The following is a 16,960-nucleotide window of genomic DNA, read 5'->3' on the forward strand; positions in this document are numbered from 1 at the left end:
CTATACTAAGCGCGATTCGCCTACGTTGTTGATACTGCCGATGTTCAAATCTTGTTCGGATTTTCGGATTTGCCGTTCCGCCGGCCCTTGGCTGCTGGCGCTAGCGCTTGGTCAATTGGCCGGTTGCGCCAGCACCGAAAAGGCGCCGCCGCCGATTACCCTGCCGCAAACCGAAGGCGGCAACCGGATGGCCGTGGCCGAAGCGCTGCAATTGCAGGGCGCGCCCTATGTTTACGGCGGCGAATCGCCCAGCGAAGGTTTCGATTGCAGCGGCCTGGTGTATTACGTGTACTACCGCCAAGGCTTGCGCCTGCCGCGCGACACCCAATCGTTGGCGCGGCAACTGCCGGCCGTGGCGCCGGAGCAGCGCCTGCCCGGCGACCTGTTGTTTTTCAATACCGAACGGCCCTACTCCCACGTCGGCATTTATATCGGCGGCGAACAATTCGTCCATGCGCCGAGCGCCCGCAGCGGCCGGGTCATGGTCTCCGACCTGCGCCAGCCCTATTGGCGCGAGCGCTTCATCGGCGTACGCCGACCGCTCAACCGCCAAGCCTTGTCTTTCAACGACCTTGGCGCCGGCTGCGGCTTCAATTAAATTTGGCGTTTACCGCCAATCAACGCTGAAAACTCGTCCGCCGGCATTGGTTTACCAAACAAATAGCCTTGCGCCTGCTTGCAATGGTTTTGCCGCAAATACTTTGCCTGTTCGGCAGTTTCCACACCCTCGGCAATAACCTCGAATTTTAAAATCCCGGCGATCGAAATGATCACTCGCACGATCGCCGCGGCATCGTCGTCGTGCATGATGTTGGCGACAAAGGATTTGTCGATCTTCAATTTGTCGAATACGAACTGTTTCAGTTGGTTCAAACTGGAGTACCCGGTACCAAAATCGTCGATCGATATCTGCATCCCGGCGTTTTTTAAACGCGCCAGAATTTCACGCTTTTGTTCCGGATGGCGGATGAACAGGCTTTCGGTCAATTCCAATTCCAGATACTCGGCCGCCAGCCCGGATTCGCGCAAAATCGCGATCACTTGTTCGGCAAAGTCGGCTCGGTCCAACTGCTTGGCCGAGACGTTGACCGCGACCACGAACGGCGGATGGCCGCTTTGTTGCCACTGCCGGTTCTGCCGGCAAGCCTCGCGCAGCACCCAGGCGCCGATCTCTTCGATCAAGCCAATCTCCTCCGCCACCGGGATAAACTGGTCGGGGGATATCATACCCAGCTCCGGATGCCGCCAACGAATCAAGGCCTCGGCGCCGATCACGCGGCCGGAATCCAAATCGATCTGCGGCTGGTAATGCAGAAAGAATTCGCGGCGCTGCAAGGCCCGGCGTAAATCGCTTTCCAGGCGCAATTTGCTGGAAACCGCAAACTCCATGCTCTGTTCGTAGAAGCAAAAGGTATTGCCCTGCTCCTTGGCCCGGTACATCGCGGTGTCGGCGTGCTTAACCAGCAGGCCGCTGTCCTTGCCGTCGTAAGGGGACAAGGAAATGCCGATACTGGAGCTGATATAAAACTCCTGCCCCATCAACGCGAAGGGCTTGGCGATGGCATTACAGATTTTTTGCGCCACCGCCGCGGCATCCTGCGGATTGCCGATATGCTCCAGCAACAGAATGAATTCGTCGCCGCCGAAGCGCGACACCATGTCTTCGCGGCGGACGCAAGCCTGTATCCGCTCGGCGGCGGCCTTCAGCATCAAGTCGCCGACATCGTGACCCATGGTGTCGTTGGTCAGTTTGAAGCGGTCCAGATCCAGAAACAGCACCGCATGCTGGGCCGGCACCGCCGCAGGTTTGGCCAGCACCCGGTTCAAGCGCTCCATAAACTGCACCCGGTTGGGCAGATTGGTCAACGGATCGTGGTAGGCCAGCCGATTCAGGCTGCGCTGGCTTTGGCTGGCTTTCAGCAAATGGGCGATGCGCTTGCGCAACACCGTGAAATGAATCGGCTTCGGAATGAAATCGTTAGCGCCGGTGGAGAAGGCCAGTTCGACCGAATGTTCGTTCTCCAGCGCAGTGATCATCAGAATCGGCACCTCCGCGCCGTGCGGTAATGCGCGGATGGCTTTGCAAGCAGCGAATCCGTCCATTTCCGGCATCATCGCGTCCATCAAAATCAAATCGGCCATTTGCCGCGCGCACAAAGCCACGGCCTGCCGGCCGGTGACGGCCACATCGACGGTATAGCCGTCCTGTTGCAAGATGTCCTGCAAAGCCACGCGCAAAACCCGGTCGTCGTCGGCCACCAGCACCCGCGGCCCGATCTGCGCCAACGCTTGCTCGCCGGTCGGCTCGGCGTCGATTTCCGCCAGCAGCAGCCGTTCCAGCGTGCGGAACTCGGTCAGCAAGCTCTCGGCCATGCGCTCGGCGCCCGCGGCCAAGGCACCGTTTTCGGCCGCCAATTCCAATTGGCGGGCCGTTGCCGCCAGTCTTTCCCCGCCCAAACTGCCGGCAGCGCCTTTCAAGGCGTGCGCCAGTTCCCGCAACCGGCCCAAGTCCGCGTCCCGCACAGCCTGACCGATTTGCGCAATCTGCGGCGGCGCATCCTCCACAAAAAAGCGGATCATTTTGGGGTATGCGCCGCCGACTTCCTCGCGCAGTTGCAACAAGGTTTCGCGGTCCAGGGTCGCCGGTTCGGCTCCGGCAGACGCTGCCGCGGCATCGCTTGCCTCGGCCAGCGGCAGCCGCCGATTTTCGCTGTGGTTAAGCAATTTTTGCCGCAAGGCCTTCAGCTTGATCGGCTTAGCCAGGAAATCGTCCATGCCGACGGAACGGCACTGCTCTTCGTCGCCGCGCAGGGCGTTGGCTGTCATCGCGATGATCGGCACCCGACTCGGCGCCCCCGGTAACGCCCGGATACGGCGCGTGGCTTCGAAGCCATCGATGCCGGGCATGTGGCAGTCCATCAGTACCACGTCGAACGCTGCGGATTCCACCCTCTCCAAGGCTTCCGCCCCGGAGGCGGCGATTTGGTAACGGCAACCCAAGCGTTCCAGCATGCCGGCCGCCACCATTTGCCCGGCCCGGTTGTCCTCCACCACTAAGACGTTCAAGGCCAATGCCGATCTGTCGAAGGCTGCTTGCGCTTCTTCACCGCAGGTTAGGACCTGCGAACAATCGGCAGTCAATAAATCATATAGATCGGCCGCCGTTACCTCCCCAGGAAAACAGGCCGCTAAATACGGTAAATCGGGCAGCCCTTCTACGGAGGCGGCATGATTCAACACGATGAACCTGGTCTCCTCCCAGCCGCCGCCAATCCGCTCCAGCCATTGGTGTGCCGAAGCGCTTGCCATATCGACCACTGCAAAACGGTAGGCTTGACCCTGGTCGCGGCCGACCTGCAATAGTTCGGCCGCATGACTATCGAAACCGCTAAGGTGGTAACGAACCTGCCATTCTGCGAGATTGCCCGTCAGGAAACGGCCGGTTTGCTCGTTATCGGTCACTACCAGAATGTTCAGGTGAGCAAAACAATCCCGTCGCGCATTGGACAAGATTACGCTACCGCCCGGAGCCCGGAACGGTAAACTAAACCAAAACCGACTCCCAAGGCCCAGCCGGCTGTCGACCCCGATGTTCCCGCCCATCAGCTGTACCAGCTGTCGGCAAATTGCCAGTCCTAGGCCCGCACCTTCGTAGTGGCGGGTAGTGGAGCCGTCAGCTTGCACGAAAGCGTCGAAAATCCGGTCTTGCGCCTCCGCCGGAATCCCCATGCCGGTATCGGTAACGCTAAAGGTCAGCAACAATTGGCCGTCGCCGGCCGACGACGACGCCACGCCGATTTCGATCTCGCCTTGATCGGTGAATTTCAGTGCATTACCGACCAAATTGAGCAAAACTTGGCGGACTCGGCTCGCTTCGCCGGTTAGCTGTTCCGGCACACCGTCGGCAATTTCATAGCGCAGCTGCAGGTTCTTGCGTCTGGCCTGGGCCGCCATCAGTTCGACCACATCCTGCACGATTTCCTGCAACACGAAATCGCTGGACTGGGACTTCAACATGCCGGACTCGATTCGCGAAAAATCCAGAATGTCCTCGATCAATTTCAGCAGCGCCTCGCCGGCGTTACGAGCGACTGTCGAGTATTCCAGTTGTTTGGGCGTCAGTCCCATGTCTTGCAACAACTCCAGCATGCCCAACACCGCATTCAACGGCGTCCGCAACTCGTGGCTGACATTGGCCGCGAATTCGCCTTTCAAGCGGGCCGATTCCAAAGCTTTGTCGCGTGCGCGCTCCAATAACTCCTCGCGGGTCTCCAAGACCTGCATCATGGCATTGAACGCCGCCCCCATGTCGGTAATATCGCGCGGCCCGGACAATTTTGCTCTGACATGCTTCTCGCCGGCAGATGCCTTGCCCATCCGCTTCGCCAATTGCTGGATCGGCAAGGTCAGGCGGCGGGCCATGGTCAGCAAAAACACGAAAGACACCAGGGCGGCGGCGGCGGAAACCGCCAGGGTGACGAATTGAATCTGCCGTTTCATTGCCAGCAAGGAGCGTTTGCCGACCGCCAACCGCACATAGCCGATCAGTTCCTGCGCCGGGCTCTGCGCCTCGAACGGCGACGCCGTTTCCCCGCCGCGTCTGGCGAAAACCGGCGCAGCAAAATACCAAGCGCGTTCTGTTTCCGCCACCAATTGCAAGGTTTCGGGCCAAACTGAACCGTTGTCTTCCGCCGGCAACGCCGACTCGCCCATCTCCAGCAAAGCCTGACGATCCGTGTTGTAAATCGCCACCCCCCTGACATCCGGCGAAGACAGAAACCGTTTGGCCGGTTCTTCGGCATTTTCGCGGCTGGCATAGAGCAGAGCCACGGTGCTTTGGGCGGCGAAGGCTTCCGTCGACTGCCGGCCTTGCGCCAACCATTTGTCGCGGACCACGCCGTACGACAGCTCGGAGATACCGAACGAGGACAACAACGAAACCACTAAAAGGCCGCAAGTAAAGGCTACTGCCAGTTGCTGCAGAAAACTCGACCGGCGAAAACTGAACCCCAATCTTGGCGGCATCGGACTTAAGGCGTCGGAAAAACCATCGCGAACTCGCGCCGCGTCTGATTGGAAAACTGTAAACCCAGGTGCTCGGCCGTGCGTAAGTTGACGGCCACCAGCAAATCCTGCAGCAACTTGACCGGCTCGAGTCTGCCGCCCGGTTGGGTTTGTTGGATCGCCATACTAGCCAGACTGCGACCCATGCCGAAATTGTCCGGATATAAGGAGAACAGTGCGCCTTTACGGACGTGGTCCAGATTGCTGGAAAACACCACGAAATTCTTTTCCCAGGCCTCGCGCAGCACTTCCGGAAACAGCGACTGCTCGTCCAATACCGCATTTTCCCGCGGCAACCACAAAGCAATCGAATTATCCTTGACGTCTACCAGTATCTGGCGGAAAGAGTCGGATGCATCGCGCACACTGGCAGTCGGCTGGGCCTGCAACACCAGCCCGCGTTCCTGGGCGGCTTTTTCGGCGTGCCGAATCTCCCAGGCGGTTTGGCGAGGATCGTAAATCACCGTTATTTTCTTCACATTCGGCACCAGTTTTTTCAACTGGTCGAACATCGCTTCCGGTGCCGGTGTCAGGCTAATACCGGTCAATCCCTGCGGTGCTTCTTCCGGCCGGACAACGGTGGCACCAATCACCACCGGCAACACCCCGACCAGGCCCTTGGCCATGGCCAAGCCGGCCCGGCCCAGTGTAACCACCACGTCGATGCGATCGTTCTTCAAGTCGGCGATCAGCCGTTCGGGCGAGGTATCGCGCTCGCTCAGCAAATAATGGGCAACCGGCCGGCCCAGTTCCTGCTCCATGCCGCGAGCGATTTCCAAAAACACCGAACGGTAGGGTTCGCGCACGTCCGGGTAGACGATCGCCACCGCGGGCGCTTGCGCCAACGCATTCGCACAGCTGCACGCCAAAACCAGGGTCAGCCAAATCGGTAACATTATTCGGTCGAACAAATTCGCTCCTGGGTTATGCTTTCGCTGGGAAGGCGGGGCAGTGGCCGCCGCCTCAAAATTTCACGCTGATTTCGCCGTAGAAACTGCGCGGCGCCAACGGCAGGTCGTTGGGAATACCGGGCTGCGGACTGCCGGCCAAACTCGGTTCGCGGGCGCTGACGTCGAATAAATTGCGCACCGAGAAGGCCAGTTCCATATGCTTGGCCAGATTTTGCCGGCGCAGGGTCAAATCGACCCAGGTGTAGTCGGCCACCGGCTCACGGCTGTCGCCGAAACTGCGGCTGCGGCCGACGATCCATTTGGCCTGCGGGCTGAAGCTCCAGTCGGGTAAAAACTGCCAGTTCATCCGCAGATAAAGCTGATGCTGCGGCCCGTAGCCGGCATCGTGGTGCAAGGTTTCGTCGCGGCTGCGCTGGTAGGCGTAGTTGCCGACCAATTTCAGGGTATCGGCCGCCTGCCATTCCGCTTCGAATTCGCCGCCGTAACCCTGTTGCGCCCCCCGGTTCTGGGCCGTGGCGGTGGTGGCATTGCTATCCGGCACGAAGCGGATGATGTCTTTCCACCAGTAGCCGAAAAAATTCAGGCCCAGACGCAAACCGTCGGCCGGGCGGTAATCGAAGCCCAATTCCAGATTCTCCATGGTCTCCGGCTTGAGCTGCGGATTGCCGATCTGGGCCGGATTGTTCAGGATGTACATTTCCTGAAAAGACGGCGCTCGAAAGGCTGAACCGTACATCAATTTTGCGGTCAGGTCGTAATCGGCCTCCCAGATCAAGGCCGCCCTGGGGTTGAAGGTATTGCCGAAATCGGAATAGCGGTCGTAGCGGGCGCCGGCGGTCAAAGTCCAGTCGTTGGCGAAATTCCACTGGTCCTGAAAAAACAGGTAGGCAATTTTACGGTCCACTTCCGGAATGAAGGTCGACGCAGTCCCGGACACGTCGATTAGCGGAATGCCCGGCAACGACGGTATCGGCAGCCCCGAACCCGGATCGATGCCGAAATTCTGACTGACGCGGGCCTGGAACAGGCTGTCGTAATTGAAGCCGATCCCGCTACGGATCTGGTGCCGGCGAAAACCGCTGTAGGCCAGCATCTGGCTGATTCGGACGTGGCGCTCCCACACTTCCGGATTGCCGATATAGCCGTTCGGAAACGTCACCGGGGCGCCGGCGCCGATTTGGCCGTTGGCGCCGATCGGCAACCGGGTACCGGGCGGAAACAAGGTCAGATTGCGTTCTATTTCCTGGCTGGTTTCGAAATAGCTGGCCTGGCTGGTCCATTCCCAATTTTCGATATCGGTATTTTGGTAGGTGATATCGGCGTTCCAGCGGTCGCTGCCGTAGCGGGCCGTCGAATCCAGCGCCTGGGCCACGCCGGAACCGACCCCGAAATTGCCGCGGTGTTGCAGGCCGCCGCGAAATCGCCAATGGCCGCGCGCCAAATCGATACGGGCGTCCAGGTTCTCGCGCGACAGGCTCAGCGGCCCCGGCGCCAGAGAGGCGCTAGTACCGAACAGCCGGTCGAACTGGGTTTGCAAATCGGCATCGACCACCGCATTTTGTCCGGCGGTATTATGGTATTCCACCGCCAAAGCCACGTCGAAGCCGGCCCACTCGGCGCCGTGCAAGGCCCAACTGTCGTAACTATCGAAACTGCCGACGCGGCCGCCGATTTCGCTACCGTCGATGTCCTGGCGGGTTTTGGTGATGACGTTGATTACCCCGGCGAAGGCGTCGGCGCCGTACACTGCGGAGCCCGGCCCACGCACCACTTCGATCCGGGCGATATCGCGGATCGGCATGCCGCCCCAAACTTCGCTACGGCTGCCGGTGTAGGAATTGGTGATCGGGATGCCGTTGACCATCATCAGCACCTGTTGATTGAACTGCGAGAAAATCCCGCGGAAGGTGTAGATCGGGTTGTAACCGATGGTATTGCGCTGCACATGCAAACCGGGCACGGTTTCCAGGACTTCGTCGATATCGGTGGCGCCGATGGCTTTGATATCGTTAGCGGTAATCACCGTGGCGATCGACGGCGCCTGCGAAATCGGCTGTTTGTAGCCGGAGGCGATACTGACCATTTCCTCGCCGCCGTAGATCTGCGACAACGCCCGCTCCTCCTCTTCGGTCGACACCGGTTGCGCCGTAGCGGCCGTGCCAAAGCATGCGGCGCAGACGGCGAGAAACAGAAAGCGGGGCATGGTTAACTCCTGGGTGAAATCTTTTTTGGATTAATTGTTATCGATCACCACAGCCAGCGAGCATACAACAAAGATCCCGCCGAGTGTCACTAGGGGCAATTTTAGACTAAATCGACCGAGCCCGATGCCAACGGCATCGCTGGCCGGATACCGGCCGGCCGCTACTCGAGAACCGGCGGATTTGCCGGGTGCGCCGCCATCGGCGGCGCTGGAGGGGAGTTAAACGCCCGGCGCGGATAGCCGCCGGGCGGGAAAGCAAGGCGTTCGGCTAGCTTAAACTACGCCAGCCATTCGACCACTTGCTCCAGGCTTTGCCGGGCTTTCGGCCGCGGCGGCGGATTTTTCCGGTAACCGAAAGCCACCATATACGCCGCCGCCCACTGCGCGAGATCGACACCGGCCTGTTCGGCCAGAATACGCTCGACTTCGGCACGCTCGAAGCCTTCGATCGGACAGGAGTCGATACCGATTAGCGCCGCCGCCGTCATCATGTTAGCCAACGGCAGATAGGTTTGGCGGGTGGCCCAATCGGTCAGCGTGCGCTCCGATCCCAGCAGATCGAAATCGCTGCGCTGGAATTTTTCGATCAGGCCGCTGCGCAACTGAATAATGTCTTCCGGATAGTGCTGGACTTCGCGCATCATGTACTGCAGATAGGCGCTGTCGTAACGCATGAAGTGGCTCTTGCGCACTAGGGTCAGCACTACGTGGCTGGCGGTCGGCAATTGCTTTTGCCCGCCCCAGGTAAATTCGCGCAGCGTTTCGCGCAATTGCGGATTTTGCACCACCAGAAACCGCCACGGCTCCAGCCCGAACGAACTCGGCGACAGCCGGGCCGTTTCCAGGATAAAGTCGAAGTCGGCGCCGGGGATTTTGCGTTCGGCGTCGAACTCCTTGCAGGCGTGACGGAATTGAAAGGCGTCGAGAATGTCCTGTTTGCTGATCGCCATGAGTTACAAGCTATCGCCCACTTCGCGTTGATAAAACGGCCATTTGGTGACATGCAAATGTTTACGGATCGGCGTCTTGATTACCGACACGCACAACGCAATCGAAAACAGGCACCAGACCGCGCAGTACTCGTTGGGATCGTCGGTGGTAATGTCGGAAATCCACGGCCCTATCAAATAATGGAACGCCACAAAGCGCCAGGAACCGTAAATGATCGGCAAATAAAACGCCGCCAGGATATAGGCAAAGGCATGCAAGCCCCAGTTGAAGCCGAGCAACCATTCCACCGGCTGCGACATCAACCCGTTCAGCGGCATTTGCCAGGCGATGTGCCAGGCGCCGGATACGGAGCAGGTCTGGGTGCCGCAGAAGCCTTCGGTGCCCGGTACGCAATCGCCGGCCCAGGCGAACGGGTACATTTTGATCAGCATCGCCAGCGAGCTGATCGCACACAGCGTGTAGACCGTGGTTTTGATCTTCAACTTGACGCTTTCCGGCACGAAGTACATCGCCACCATATTCACGAAGAACGGCTGAAACGCGATATGCAGATAGCCGAGCAGGGTCAACACCTGGTTGTTCGGGTTATCGCATAAATCGATATAAACGTATGTCGCCGCCTGCAACAGCTCCATCAACGCAAAATAAGTCAACGGAATCCACAGCTCCTTGGATTCGCCCTTGTACGCCACGTAAACGGCGGTTGCCAAACCCGCGGCAGCCAAAACGCCTGACGCCTCTCCACTCCAGCACATCGGAAAATACCCCTTTGTTATATTTTTAGTTATTAGGTATGGATACCTTTTCCGACTCGACGCCGGAACGGCAAAGATAACCATGGTTCTTATTGTGAACCAGTCACAAAGGGGCGAAATTATTACATAAAACCGTAGCCGCTAAGCCGGATTTTGCGGTCGGCTCAGTACAAATCCAACGGGTCGACATCCAGAGACCAACGGACTTTTTTTGCCTCCGGGAGTTGGTGGATTCTGGGGACCAGTGCATCCAACAAGCGGTGCAAATCTTTGCGCTGCGCACTTTGCAACAACAATTGGTAACGGTAGGCGCCGGCGCGCCTTGCCATCGGTGCCGCAACCGGCCCCAAGACTTGGGTACTGCCGGCACCCAGCTCGGCGATTGCGCTGCAGACGGCCTGCAGAAACCGGCGCGGCGCATCGCTGCCGCCCGCTTGCGCCCGCAACAGGGCCTGGTGGCTGAACGGCGGCAAGCCGGCTTGGCGCCGCTCCTGCAATTCACCCTCGGCAAAGGCTCGATAGCCTTGTTTCAACAATGTATTCAGCAGCGGATGTTGTGGCTGGCGGGTCTGCAAAATCACCCGGCCCGGCCGTTCGGCTCGCCCGGCCCGGCCGGCCACCTGCACGATCAACTGCGCCAGGCGCTCCGCACCGTGAAAGTCGATGCTGAACAGGCCGCTATCGATGTCCAGAATCGCCACCAGCGTCACGCCCGGAAAATGGTGGCCCTTGGCCAACATCTGGGTACCGAGGATGATTTCGGCCCGGCCGGCGTGGATTTGCTCCAGATAGCCCTCCAGTGCGCCTTTGCGTTGCGTCGTGTCCTTGTCCAGCCGCACCAGGTGTCGTTCCGGGAACAATTCGGCCAGAGTCTGCTCGATACGTTCGGTGCCGAGCCCCAGCGCCTGCAATTCGCCGGTGTTGCAGGCCGGGCAGAGTTTTATCAGCGGATGCTCGGCACCGCAATGGTGACAGCGCAACAATCGCTCGGCGGAGTGGATCACCAGATTGGCGTCGCAGCGACGGCAGCGCGATACCCAGCCGCAACCGTGGCAGATTTGTACCGGGGCGAAACCGCGCCGATTCAGAAACAGCAATACCTGCTGCCCGTCGTCCAATGCCGTACGCATTTCCGCCAACAGAGGTTCGGACAGGCCGGATTGCAACCGCTTGTTGCGGATATCCAGTAACTGAAAGCTGGGCGCCACCGCCGCGCCGGCCCGGTTCGGCAAATGCAGCAAGCGGTAGCGGCCGTCGGCAACATTGGCCAGACTTTCCAGGGACGGCGTGGCCGAACCCAGCAATACCGGAATATCCAGCATCTTGGCGCGGGCCACGGCCACGTCGCGCGCCGAAAAGCGGAAGCCCTCCTGCTGTTTGAACGAGCTGTCGTGTTCTTCGTCGAGAATGATCAGGCCCGGCCGCTGCATAGGAGTGAACAACGCGGAACGGGTACCGAGCATGATCGCCGCCCGCCCCTGCTGCATACTCAACCAGGCCTGCAAGCGCTGACTGTCGGTGAGTTTGGAGTGGGTCGCCACCATAGCCACGGCGAAGCGGCGACGAAAGCGCTGTTCGAGTTGCGGCGTCAGGCTGATTTCCGGCAACAGCACCAAGACCTGCTTGCCCTGCGCCAATACGCTGGCAATGATCTGCATATAGACTTCGGTCTTGCCGCTGCCGGTGACGCCCTCCAGTACTGCAACCGAAAACCGCCCCAATCCACCAACCACATTGTCTATCGCCGCTTGTTGCTCGGGATTGGCAAGCAACGGCGACTCGGCGACCGGATCTGCCGCGGCCGGCGTCAAATCCAGGCGCTCGACCAAGCCTTTATCCAGCAAAGCCTTCAATGCCGCCCGCGCGTCGGTAAGCGCGGCATCCGGCAACGGCCCGGTCTGCAAGCGTTGCAACAGGGCCAGTTGCTTCGGCGCTCGGCGCAGTTGCTGCAAATCGGTTTGCCTACCCAAACGGCTGAGGCCGTATCCGTATGGTAATTCCAACACGGCCGGCCGCCCCTGGCGCAGTGCGACCGGGAACGCGGCGGCCATTACTTCGCCGAGCGGGTGATGGTAATAGCGGGCGGCCCAGTGCAGCAGTTTCATATCGGCCTCGGACAACAGCGGCACCGGGTCTAAAACCGCGATTGCCGGCTTCAGACGCTCGACGGCTACGGCCGACTCGGTCGCCACGGCCAGCAAAACTCCAACTTGCGAACGCCTGCCGAACGGCACCAGAACTCTGCTGCCCGGACGCAACTCGGCCCCGTCATATCCTGCCGGCGGCAAGTAATCGAAGATGCGATCTAATGGTACGGGCGCCGCAACTTTCAAAATTAGTTTGTTGGAGGCGTCACAGTTGGACATATTTGATGAGGCGTTTTTGATATAGCGCCGCTAAGTGTTTAACGGCATTGAAAAAACTCGAGTTACCCACAAAATCTGTGGATAACTCTGTGGATTAGCTTTAAGCCCTGCCGCTTAGTGTCGGTTTTTATTACAATTTTTTTAAATTGGGCAAATTTCAGCCAGACAACTAACCCAATTAAAATCAATAAGTTACCAGAAAAACCAATCTGTGTTATTTGTCGACAGGCACCGAAATAGGCCGACAGCGGGCGCGCCCTGTTTTTGTGCATAACCTGTTGAGCGACTGTGTCGATACGACGCAATCGCGCAGGGCTTGCCACCCGGCAACGGCTTCATTCGCTGACCGGGCGATCGCCGCCGTTAACGAATTGAAAGCCGCCCCAGGCCGCCAGCAACAGAAACGCCAACAAGGTCCAGGCCGGAATACTGAAACCCAACAGAGTCCAATCCACTTTCGCGCATTCGCCGGTACCGCTCAGCATCAATTTGACGGTATCGGCCAGCGGAAAATGCTGAAACATGTATTCCAGACCCGGACTGCATTCCGGCACCTCTTCCGGCGGCAAATGCTGCAGCCAAACGTGGCGAGCCGAAACACTGGCGCCGCTCAAGGCAGTAACGGCGCTCACTACCGCATAAACCTTACGGCCGCGATTATGCAGGCCAGCCAGCAAGAACACGACGCCGGTCGCCAAGATTGCCAAACGCTGGGATATGCATAGCGGGCAAGGCTCCAGCTCTTCGACGAATTGCAAATACGCGCCGACGCCCAACAGCGCGGCGCAAGCCGCAAAACCCAGTAAGAAAGCAATGCGGGGGCTCAGTTTTATAAAATTCATACGCAAAAATTAGCCAAGTAAAGTGAACGAATCGGTTAAGGTACGGCCTGCCGGACTGGCACCCTGAGGCCCAATGCCGTTTGGTTGCGCCGCTCGCGCCGCCCGGATGGGTGCGCAGTTTGAGGTAAGCGGGCGGTTTAAGCGTTCGCTGCCGGACCAGGCTGAAGACGAACCGTTGAGCCTTAGCTTACTAAACCATCTCCGCCCGAGCCGGGAAATCCCCCCCGCAGCGGAATTGCGGATAACATTACCACCTTTAACCCCCGGTTTAATTGCCGCATTTTTCCTGCGTCGCAGCCGAAATACAGGATACCACCGATGCCGTCAGTTGAATTAGCCAGCCTGATTGGAGCCAGCCTGCTGTTGATCAGCGTTTTTTCCAGTAAGTTGGCGGCCAAGGTCGGCATTCCGTCCTTGCTGTTCTTTCTGTTGACCGGCTGGCTGATCGGCGAATTCGGCGGTCCGGAATTGCGCAGCCCGGAAATTGCCAAGTTTATCGGCGATTTCGCGCTGATATTCATTCTATTCACCGGCGGCCTGGATTCGCATTGGCCCAACATCCGGCCGGTGTTGTGGCAGGGACTGTGTCTGTCGACGTTCGGCGTCTTGATCACGATGCTGTTGCTGGGCAGTTTCGCCTGGTTTATTTTGGGCTCGTTCAGCACCTTTTCGCTGGGCGTGCACGGCATCAGCCTGCAACAGGGCTTGTTACTGGCGGCGATCGTCTCGTCCACCGACGCGGCGGCGGTGTTTTCGGTGCTGCGCTCCAGCCACATTGCCTTGAAAGGCAAATTGCAACCGCTGCTGGAACTGGAATCCAGCAGCAACGACCCGATGGCGGTATTGCTGACGGCCAGCCTGCTGAATTACTCGGCCGGCGGCGAGGCTGCGTTTCTGCAGGGTGGCAGCTTTCTGGCGATCCAATTGACGATAGGCGTCGGCATCGGCTACGCCGCCGGCCGCTTCATGGTCTGGCTGCTCAATCGCCTGGGTCTGAGTTCGGCCGGCCTGTATGCCATCGCCTCGATTGCGTTGGTGTTGTTGACTTACGCAGTCGCCACCTTCACGCACGGCAACGGCTTTTTGGCGGTTTACGTGGCCGGCATCGTCGCCGGTAACCGCAAGGTGATTCACCAGCAGTACATCAACGCCTTTCACGACAGCTTCGCCTGGCTGATGCAAATCATCATGTTTTTGACGCTGGGCATGCTGTCGGTGCCTTACGGCGCCGAGCTGCCGGCCCTGGCCAGCGTCGCCGTGGCCATCAGCTTGTTCCTGATGTTCGTGGCGCGCCCGGTCAGCGTCTTCGTCAGCCTGTGCTGGGCCGACATCGGCTTCAAGGAAAAACTGCTGGTGTCCTGGGTCGGCCTGCGCGGCTCGGTGCCGATCGTGCTCGCGACATTTCCGTTGGCGGCCGGTGTGAATGAAGCGGGCGAAATTTTCGTGCTGGTCAGCTTTATCGTGGTGATGTCGGTGTTGCTCCAGGGCTTTTCACTGGCCGTATTTGCGCGCTGGCTGGGCTTGGCCGAGAAACGCTAGCCGGCGGCGCGTCGCCTATTTGGGACCAACATGGCAATACTCGTTTTCGACGTCTTGTTTGAACGCCCTGATTTCCCGAGACGGGCCCAAAATGACCAAAATATCGCCGACGTTGAGCCGACGGTCGATTTCCTCGCCGACGAAGTGCAAGCGGTCGCTGACCTTTTTATTGACGATGCCGATCAGCAGTAAGTTGTATTGCGACCTCAGTTCCAGTTGACTGGCATGCATGTTTTCCAGAAAGCTGTGCTCCGGAATTGCCACTTCGGCCAGATGCAAATCGTGACGGCCGAACACGGTGTGGTCGAAAATTTCGGTGATGTCCGGCCTTTTCAACATGTCGTGAATCTTGCGGCCGCAGATTTCATAAGGGTCGATAATTTTATTGGCGCCGGCCGCAATCAGCTTCTCGGCCGATTCCGGGCTATCGACGATGGCGACGATGTTCAGATTCGGATCCAACGCCCGCGCCGACAAGGTCAAAAACACGTTTTCCGAATCGGTATCGAAAAAACAGAACAATGTATCGATGTGGCCGCCGACGCCGGCCAGCCGCAAATCGTCGTCGCTACGGAAATCGATATTGGCGGTCTCGAAGCCGTTTTCCCGCGCCAAGGCGGCTTTGACCGGGTCGTGGTCGATCACCACGATCCGATAAAATTCCTTGTCCAAGCGGCTGATGGCCTCGAACGACAGCCGGTTATAGCCGAACACGGCGATCTGTTTCATATCGACTTCCTGGCAAACAGCCGGCGCTGCTCGACCTGATCGCGAAAGTGGTCGATGCCGTACTTACGCCCCAGCAGCACCAGGATGTCGCCGCGACGCAAAATAAACTGGCGGGCCGGATTGAAATAAAAATGCTGCTGGTTCACCGGGTACTTGTTCTTGTGTTTCAAATGAATCGGGTTGGCGCTGATCACGCCGAGCAAAGTTAATTTACGTTGCTCCAGATCGAGCTGGCCGATATTTTGGTCCTCCAACGGCGATTTCTCGCTAACCAACACCGACTCCATCACAATGTCGCTCTGGCTTTGCAGAATGCCGGAAATCGCTTCGAAGGCCACAGGCTGGCCGACGAACTCCGCAGCCAGCATCCCGGCGATTTCGAACGGCCGGATCACCTGGTTGGCGCCGGCCTGATACAACTTGTTAACGTTGTCGTGGCGGTTGGCGCGGGAAATGATGCGTAATTCCTTATTCAAATGCCGGCTGGTCAGCGTGATGTAGACGTTGACCACATCGTCGCCGGTAATGCACAAAATCGCCGTCGCCCCGCGGCAAATGCCGGCATTCAACAAGACGGCGTTGTTGCTGGCGTCGTTTGCTATGGCCAGATAACCGCAGGATTTCGCCAACGCCACCTTCTCCGGCGACTTGTCGATGACCACGAACCGGTTTTGCTCTTCGTGCAAATGACGGGCAATTTCCTGGCCCACCCGGCCGAAACCGCAAATAATGATGAAGTTGTCAAACCGCTCCAATGCGGCATAGGTGCGGCTTTCCCGGACCGACAGCATTTTTTCGCTGAAGGCGGCAATCAGAATCGAGGTGAAGAACGACAACACGCCCAGACTGGCCAGAATCAGAAAAATCGTCACCCACCGCCCGCCGGTAGTCTGCGGGGTAATATCGCCGAAACCGACGGTCGCCAGCGTGACGACGGTCCAATAAAACGCATCGAATAAGGTGTTGACGCCAGGGTTATTCTGGTGTTCGAACATGTAAATCGACACGCTGGCGATGAAGACCAGAAAGCAGGTAAAGATCAACAGTGTGGTCAGTTCGAAACGCTTGCTGGCCAGCGCGTCGGCAAACAACTTGGCGCTATCCGAGTATCGGAACAGCTTGAATAAGCGGAAAATAATGAAAATCCGCAAAATGTCCAGCGGCCGGTAACTGGGTAGAATTGCCAGTACGTCGATCACGGCAAACACCGAGGTAACGTATTCCAGATCCTTGGCGACCAGTTTTTTGTAGATCCCTGACAGCTTGAACGGCAGATTCAGGTACAGGGCTTTTTCGTATTCTTCGATCACGATTTTGTAGGTGTCGGAATAAATCCAGCCCCTGAGCAGATATTCGACGATGAACACCATCAGAATCGCCAGCTCGAAATAACCGCCCATCTTGCTGTCGGTGTGCTCGATGTCGTAGATCAAAAAGATCACGCTCGACACCAGCAACAAGATCATCGTCGCATCGAAATACTTTTTGCGCCGGCTTTGCCGATTTTCCAGCAAATCGAAAAAGAACGCCTTGCTGCACTTGTACCAGTGCGCCGCTTTCAGGTAGTACGCGCAATAAACGACGAGTTTGGCGAACATGC

11 protein-coding genes are annotated in these 16,960 nt (G+C 58.4%); 2 read left to right on the forward strand and 9 right to left on the reverse strand.

Annotated features, from left to right (window positions below; translation table 11 throughout):
• Nucleotides 1-40 precede the first annotated feature (40 nt).
• Nucleotides 41-598 (forward strand): C40 family peptidase, encoded by a 558-nt coding sequence (locus ACH518_RS02485; RefSeq protein ID WP_140912715.1) that lies wholly within the window; start codon nucleotides 41-43, stop codon nucleotides 596-598.
• Here the strand turns inward: ACH518_RS02485 and ACH518_RS02490 are convergent.
• The 7 genes from ACH518_RS02490 to ACH518_RS02520 form a co-directional block, all read right to left on the reverse strand.
• Nucleotides 595-5,025, reverse strand: coding sequence for an EAL domain-containing protein (locus tag ACH518_RS02490; RefSeq protein ID WP_445371740.1), 4,431 nt, complete (start codon nucleotides 5,023-5,025; stop codon nucleotides 595-597). The two genes, ACH518_RS02485 and ACH518_RS02490, sit on opposite strands and share 4 nt — an antisense overlap.
• Before the next feature lie 5 nt (nucleotides 5,026-5,030).
• A complete protein-coding gene (locus tag ACH518_RS02495) occupies nucleotides 5,031-5,960 on the reverse strand; it encodes an ABC transporter substrate binding protein (RefSeq protein ID WP_445371741.1) in 930 nt (309 codons plus the stop codon).
• A gap of 67 nt (nucleotides 5,961-6,027) precedes the next feature.
• A complete protein-coding gene (locus tag ACH518_RS02500; protein ID WP_445371742.1) occupies nucleotides 6,028-8,178 on the reverse strand; it encodes a TonB-dependent receptor plug domain-containing protein in 2,151 nt (716 codons plus the stop codon).
• A 278-nt stretch (nucleotides 8,179-8,456) separates the two neighbouring features.
• Nucleotides 8,457-9,128 carry an NAD(P)H-dependent oxidoreductase gene (locus ACH518_RS02505; protein WP_445371743.1) on the reverse strand — a complete coding sequence of 224 codons (672 nt, stop codon included), beginning with the start codon at nucleotides 9,126-9,128 and terminating at the stop codon, nucleotides 8,457-8,459.
• Nucleotides 9,129-9,131: 3 nt separating this feature from the next.
• Nucleotides 9,132-9,884, reverse strand: a complete 753-nt coding sequence (locus ACH518_RS02510; protein WP_054763480.1) for a DUF5765 domain-containing protein — start codon at nucleotides 9,882-9,884, stop codon at nucleotides 9,132-9,134.
• A 164-nt stretch (nucleotides 9,885-10,048) separates the two neighbouring features.
• Nucleotides 10,049-12,250 (reverse strand): primosomal protein N', encoded by a 2,202-nt coding sequence (locus ACH518_RS02515; protein WP_445371744.1) that lies wholly within the window; start codon nucleotides 12,248-12,250, stop codon nucleotides 10,049-10,051.
• Nucleotides 12,251-12,585: 335 nt separating this feature from the next.
• Nucleotides 12,586-13,092 (reverse strand): disulfide bond formation protein B, encoded by a 507-nt coding sequence (locus tag ACH518_RS02520; protein ID WP_445371745.1) that lies wholly within the window; start codon nucleotides 13,090-13,092, stop codon nucleotides 12,586-12,588.
• Between the two features lie 318 nt (nucleotides 13,093-13,410).
• Between ACH518_RS02520 and ACH518_RS02525 the strand changes: the two genes are divergently transcribed.
• The gene (locus tag ACH518_RS02525) at nucleotides 13,411-14,631 is read left to right on the forward strand and encodes a potassium/proton antiporter (RefSeq protein WP_445371746.1); all 1,221 of its coding nucleotides are present in this window, start codon (nucleotides 13,411-13,413) and stop codon (nucleotides 14,629-14,631) included.
• Nucleotides 14,632-14,646: 15 nt separating this feature from the next.
• On the opposite strand, the gene ACH518_RS02530 is transcribed toward ACH518_RS02525, so the two are convergent.
• On the reverse strand, nucleotides 14,647-15,360 hold the full coding sequence (locus ACH518_RS02530) for a potassium channel family protein (RefSeq protein WP_445371747.1): 714 nt from the start codon (nucleotides 15,358-15,360) through the stop codon (nucleotides 14,647-14,649).
• On the reverse strand, nucleotides 15,357-16,958 hold the full coding sequence (locus ACH518_RS02535; RefSeq protein WP_445371748.1) for an NAD-binding protein: 1,602 nt from the start codon (nucleotides 16,956-16,958) through the stop codon (nucleotides 15,357-15,359). Before ACH518_RS02535 ends, ACH518_RS02530 begins: the two co-directional genes overlap by 4 nt.
• Nucleotides 16,959-16,960 lie beyond the last annotated feature (2 nt).

This window comes from Methylomonas sp. HW2-6 (assembly GCF_052474525.1).

Excerpts from the sequence above, each read along its gene's own strand:
- ACH518_RS02495 (WP_445371741.1), bottom strand. The coding sequence starts at position 5,960 with ATGTTACCGATTTGGCTGACCCTGGTTTTGGCGTGCAGCTGTGCGAAT.
- ACH518_RS02515 (WP_445371744.1), bottom strand. The coding sequence starts at position 12,250 with ATGTCCAACTGTGACGCCTCCAACAAACTAATTTTGAAAGTTGCGGCG.
- ACH518_RS02525 (WP_445371746.1), top strand. The coding sequence starts at position 13,411 with ATGCCGTCAGTTGAATTAGCCAGCCTGATTGGAGCCAGCCTGCTGTTG.
- ACH518_RS02485 (WP_140912715.1), top strand. The coding sequence starts at position 41 with ATGTTCAAATCTTGTTCGGATTTTCGGATTTGCCGTTCCGCCGGCCCT.
- ACH518_RS02510 (WP_054763480.1), bottom strand. The coding sequence starts at position 9,884 with ATGTGCTGGAGTGGAGAGGCGTCAGGCGTTTTGGCTGCCGCGGGTTTG.
- ACH518_RS02505 (WP_445371743.1), bottom strand. The coding sequence starts at position 9,128 with ATGGCGATCAGCAAACAGGACATTCTCGACGCCTTTCAATTCCGTCAC.
- ACH518_RS02490 (WP_445371740.1), bottom strand. The coding sequence starts at position 5,025 with ATGCCGCCAAGATTGGGGTTCAGTTTTCGCCGGTCGAGTTTTCTGCAG.
- ACH518_RS02535 (WP_445371748.1), bottom strand. The coding sequence starts at position 16,958 with ATGTTCGCCAAACTCGTCGTTTATTGCGCGTACTACCTGAAAGCGGCG.
- ACH518_RS02520 (WP_445371745.1), bottom strand. The coding sequence starts at position 13,092 with ATGAATTTTATAAAACTGAGCCCCCGCATTGCTTTCTTACTGGGTTTT.
- ACH518_RS02500 (WP_445371742.1), bottom strand. The coding sequence starts at position 8,178 with ATGCCCCGCTTTCTGTTTCTCGCCGTCTGCGCCGCATGCTTTGGCACG.
- ACH518_RS02530 (WP_445371747.1), bottom strand. The coding sequence starts at position 15,360 with ATGAAACAGATCGCCGTGTTCGGCTATAACCGGCTGTCGTTCGAGGCC.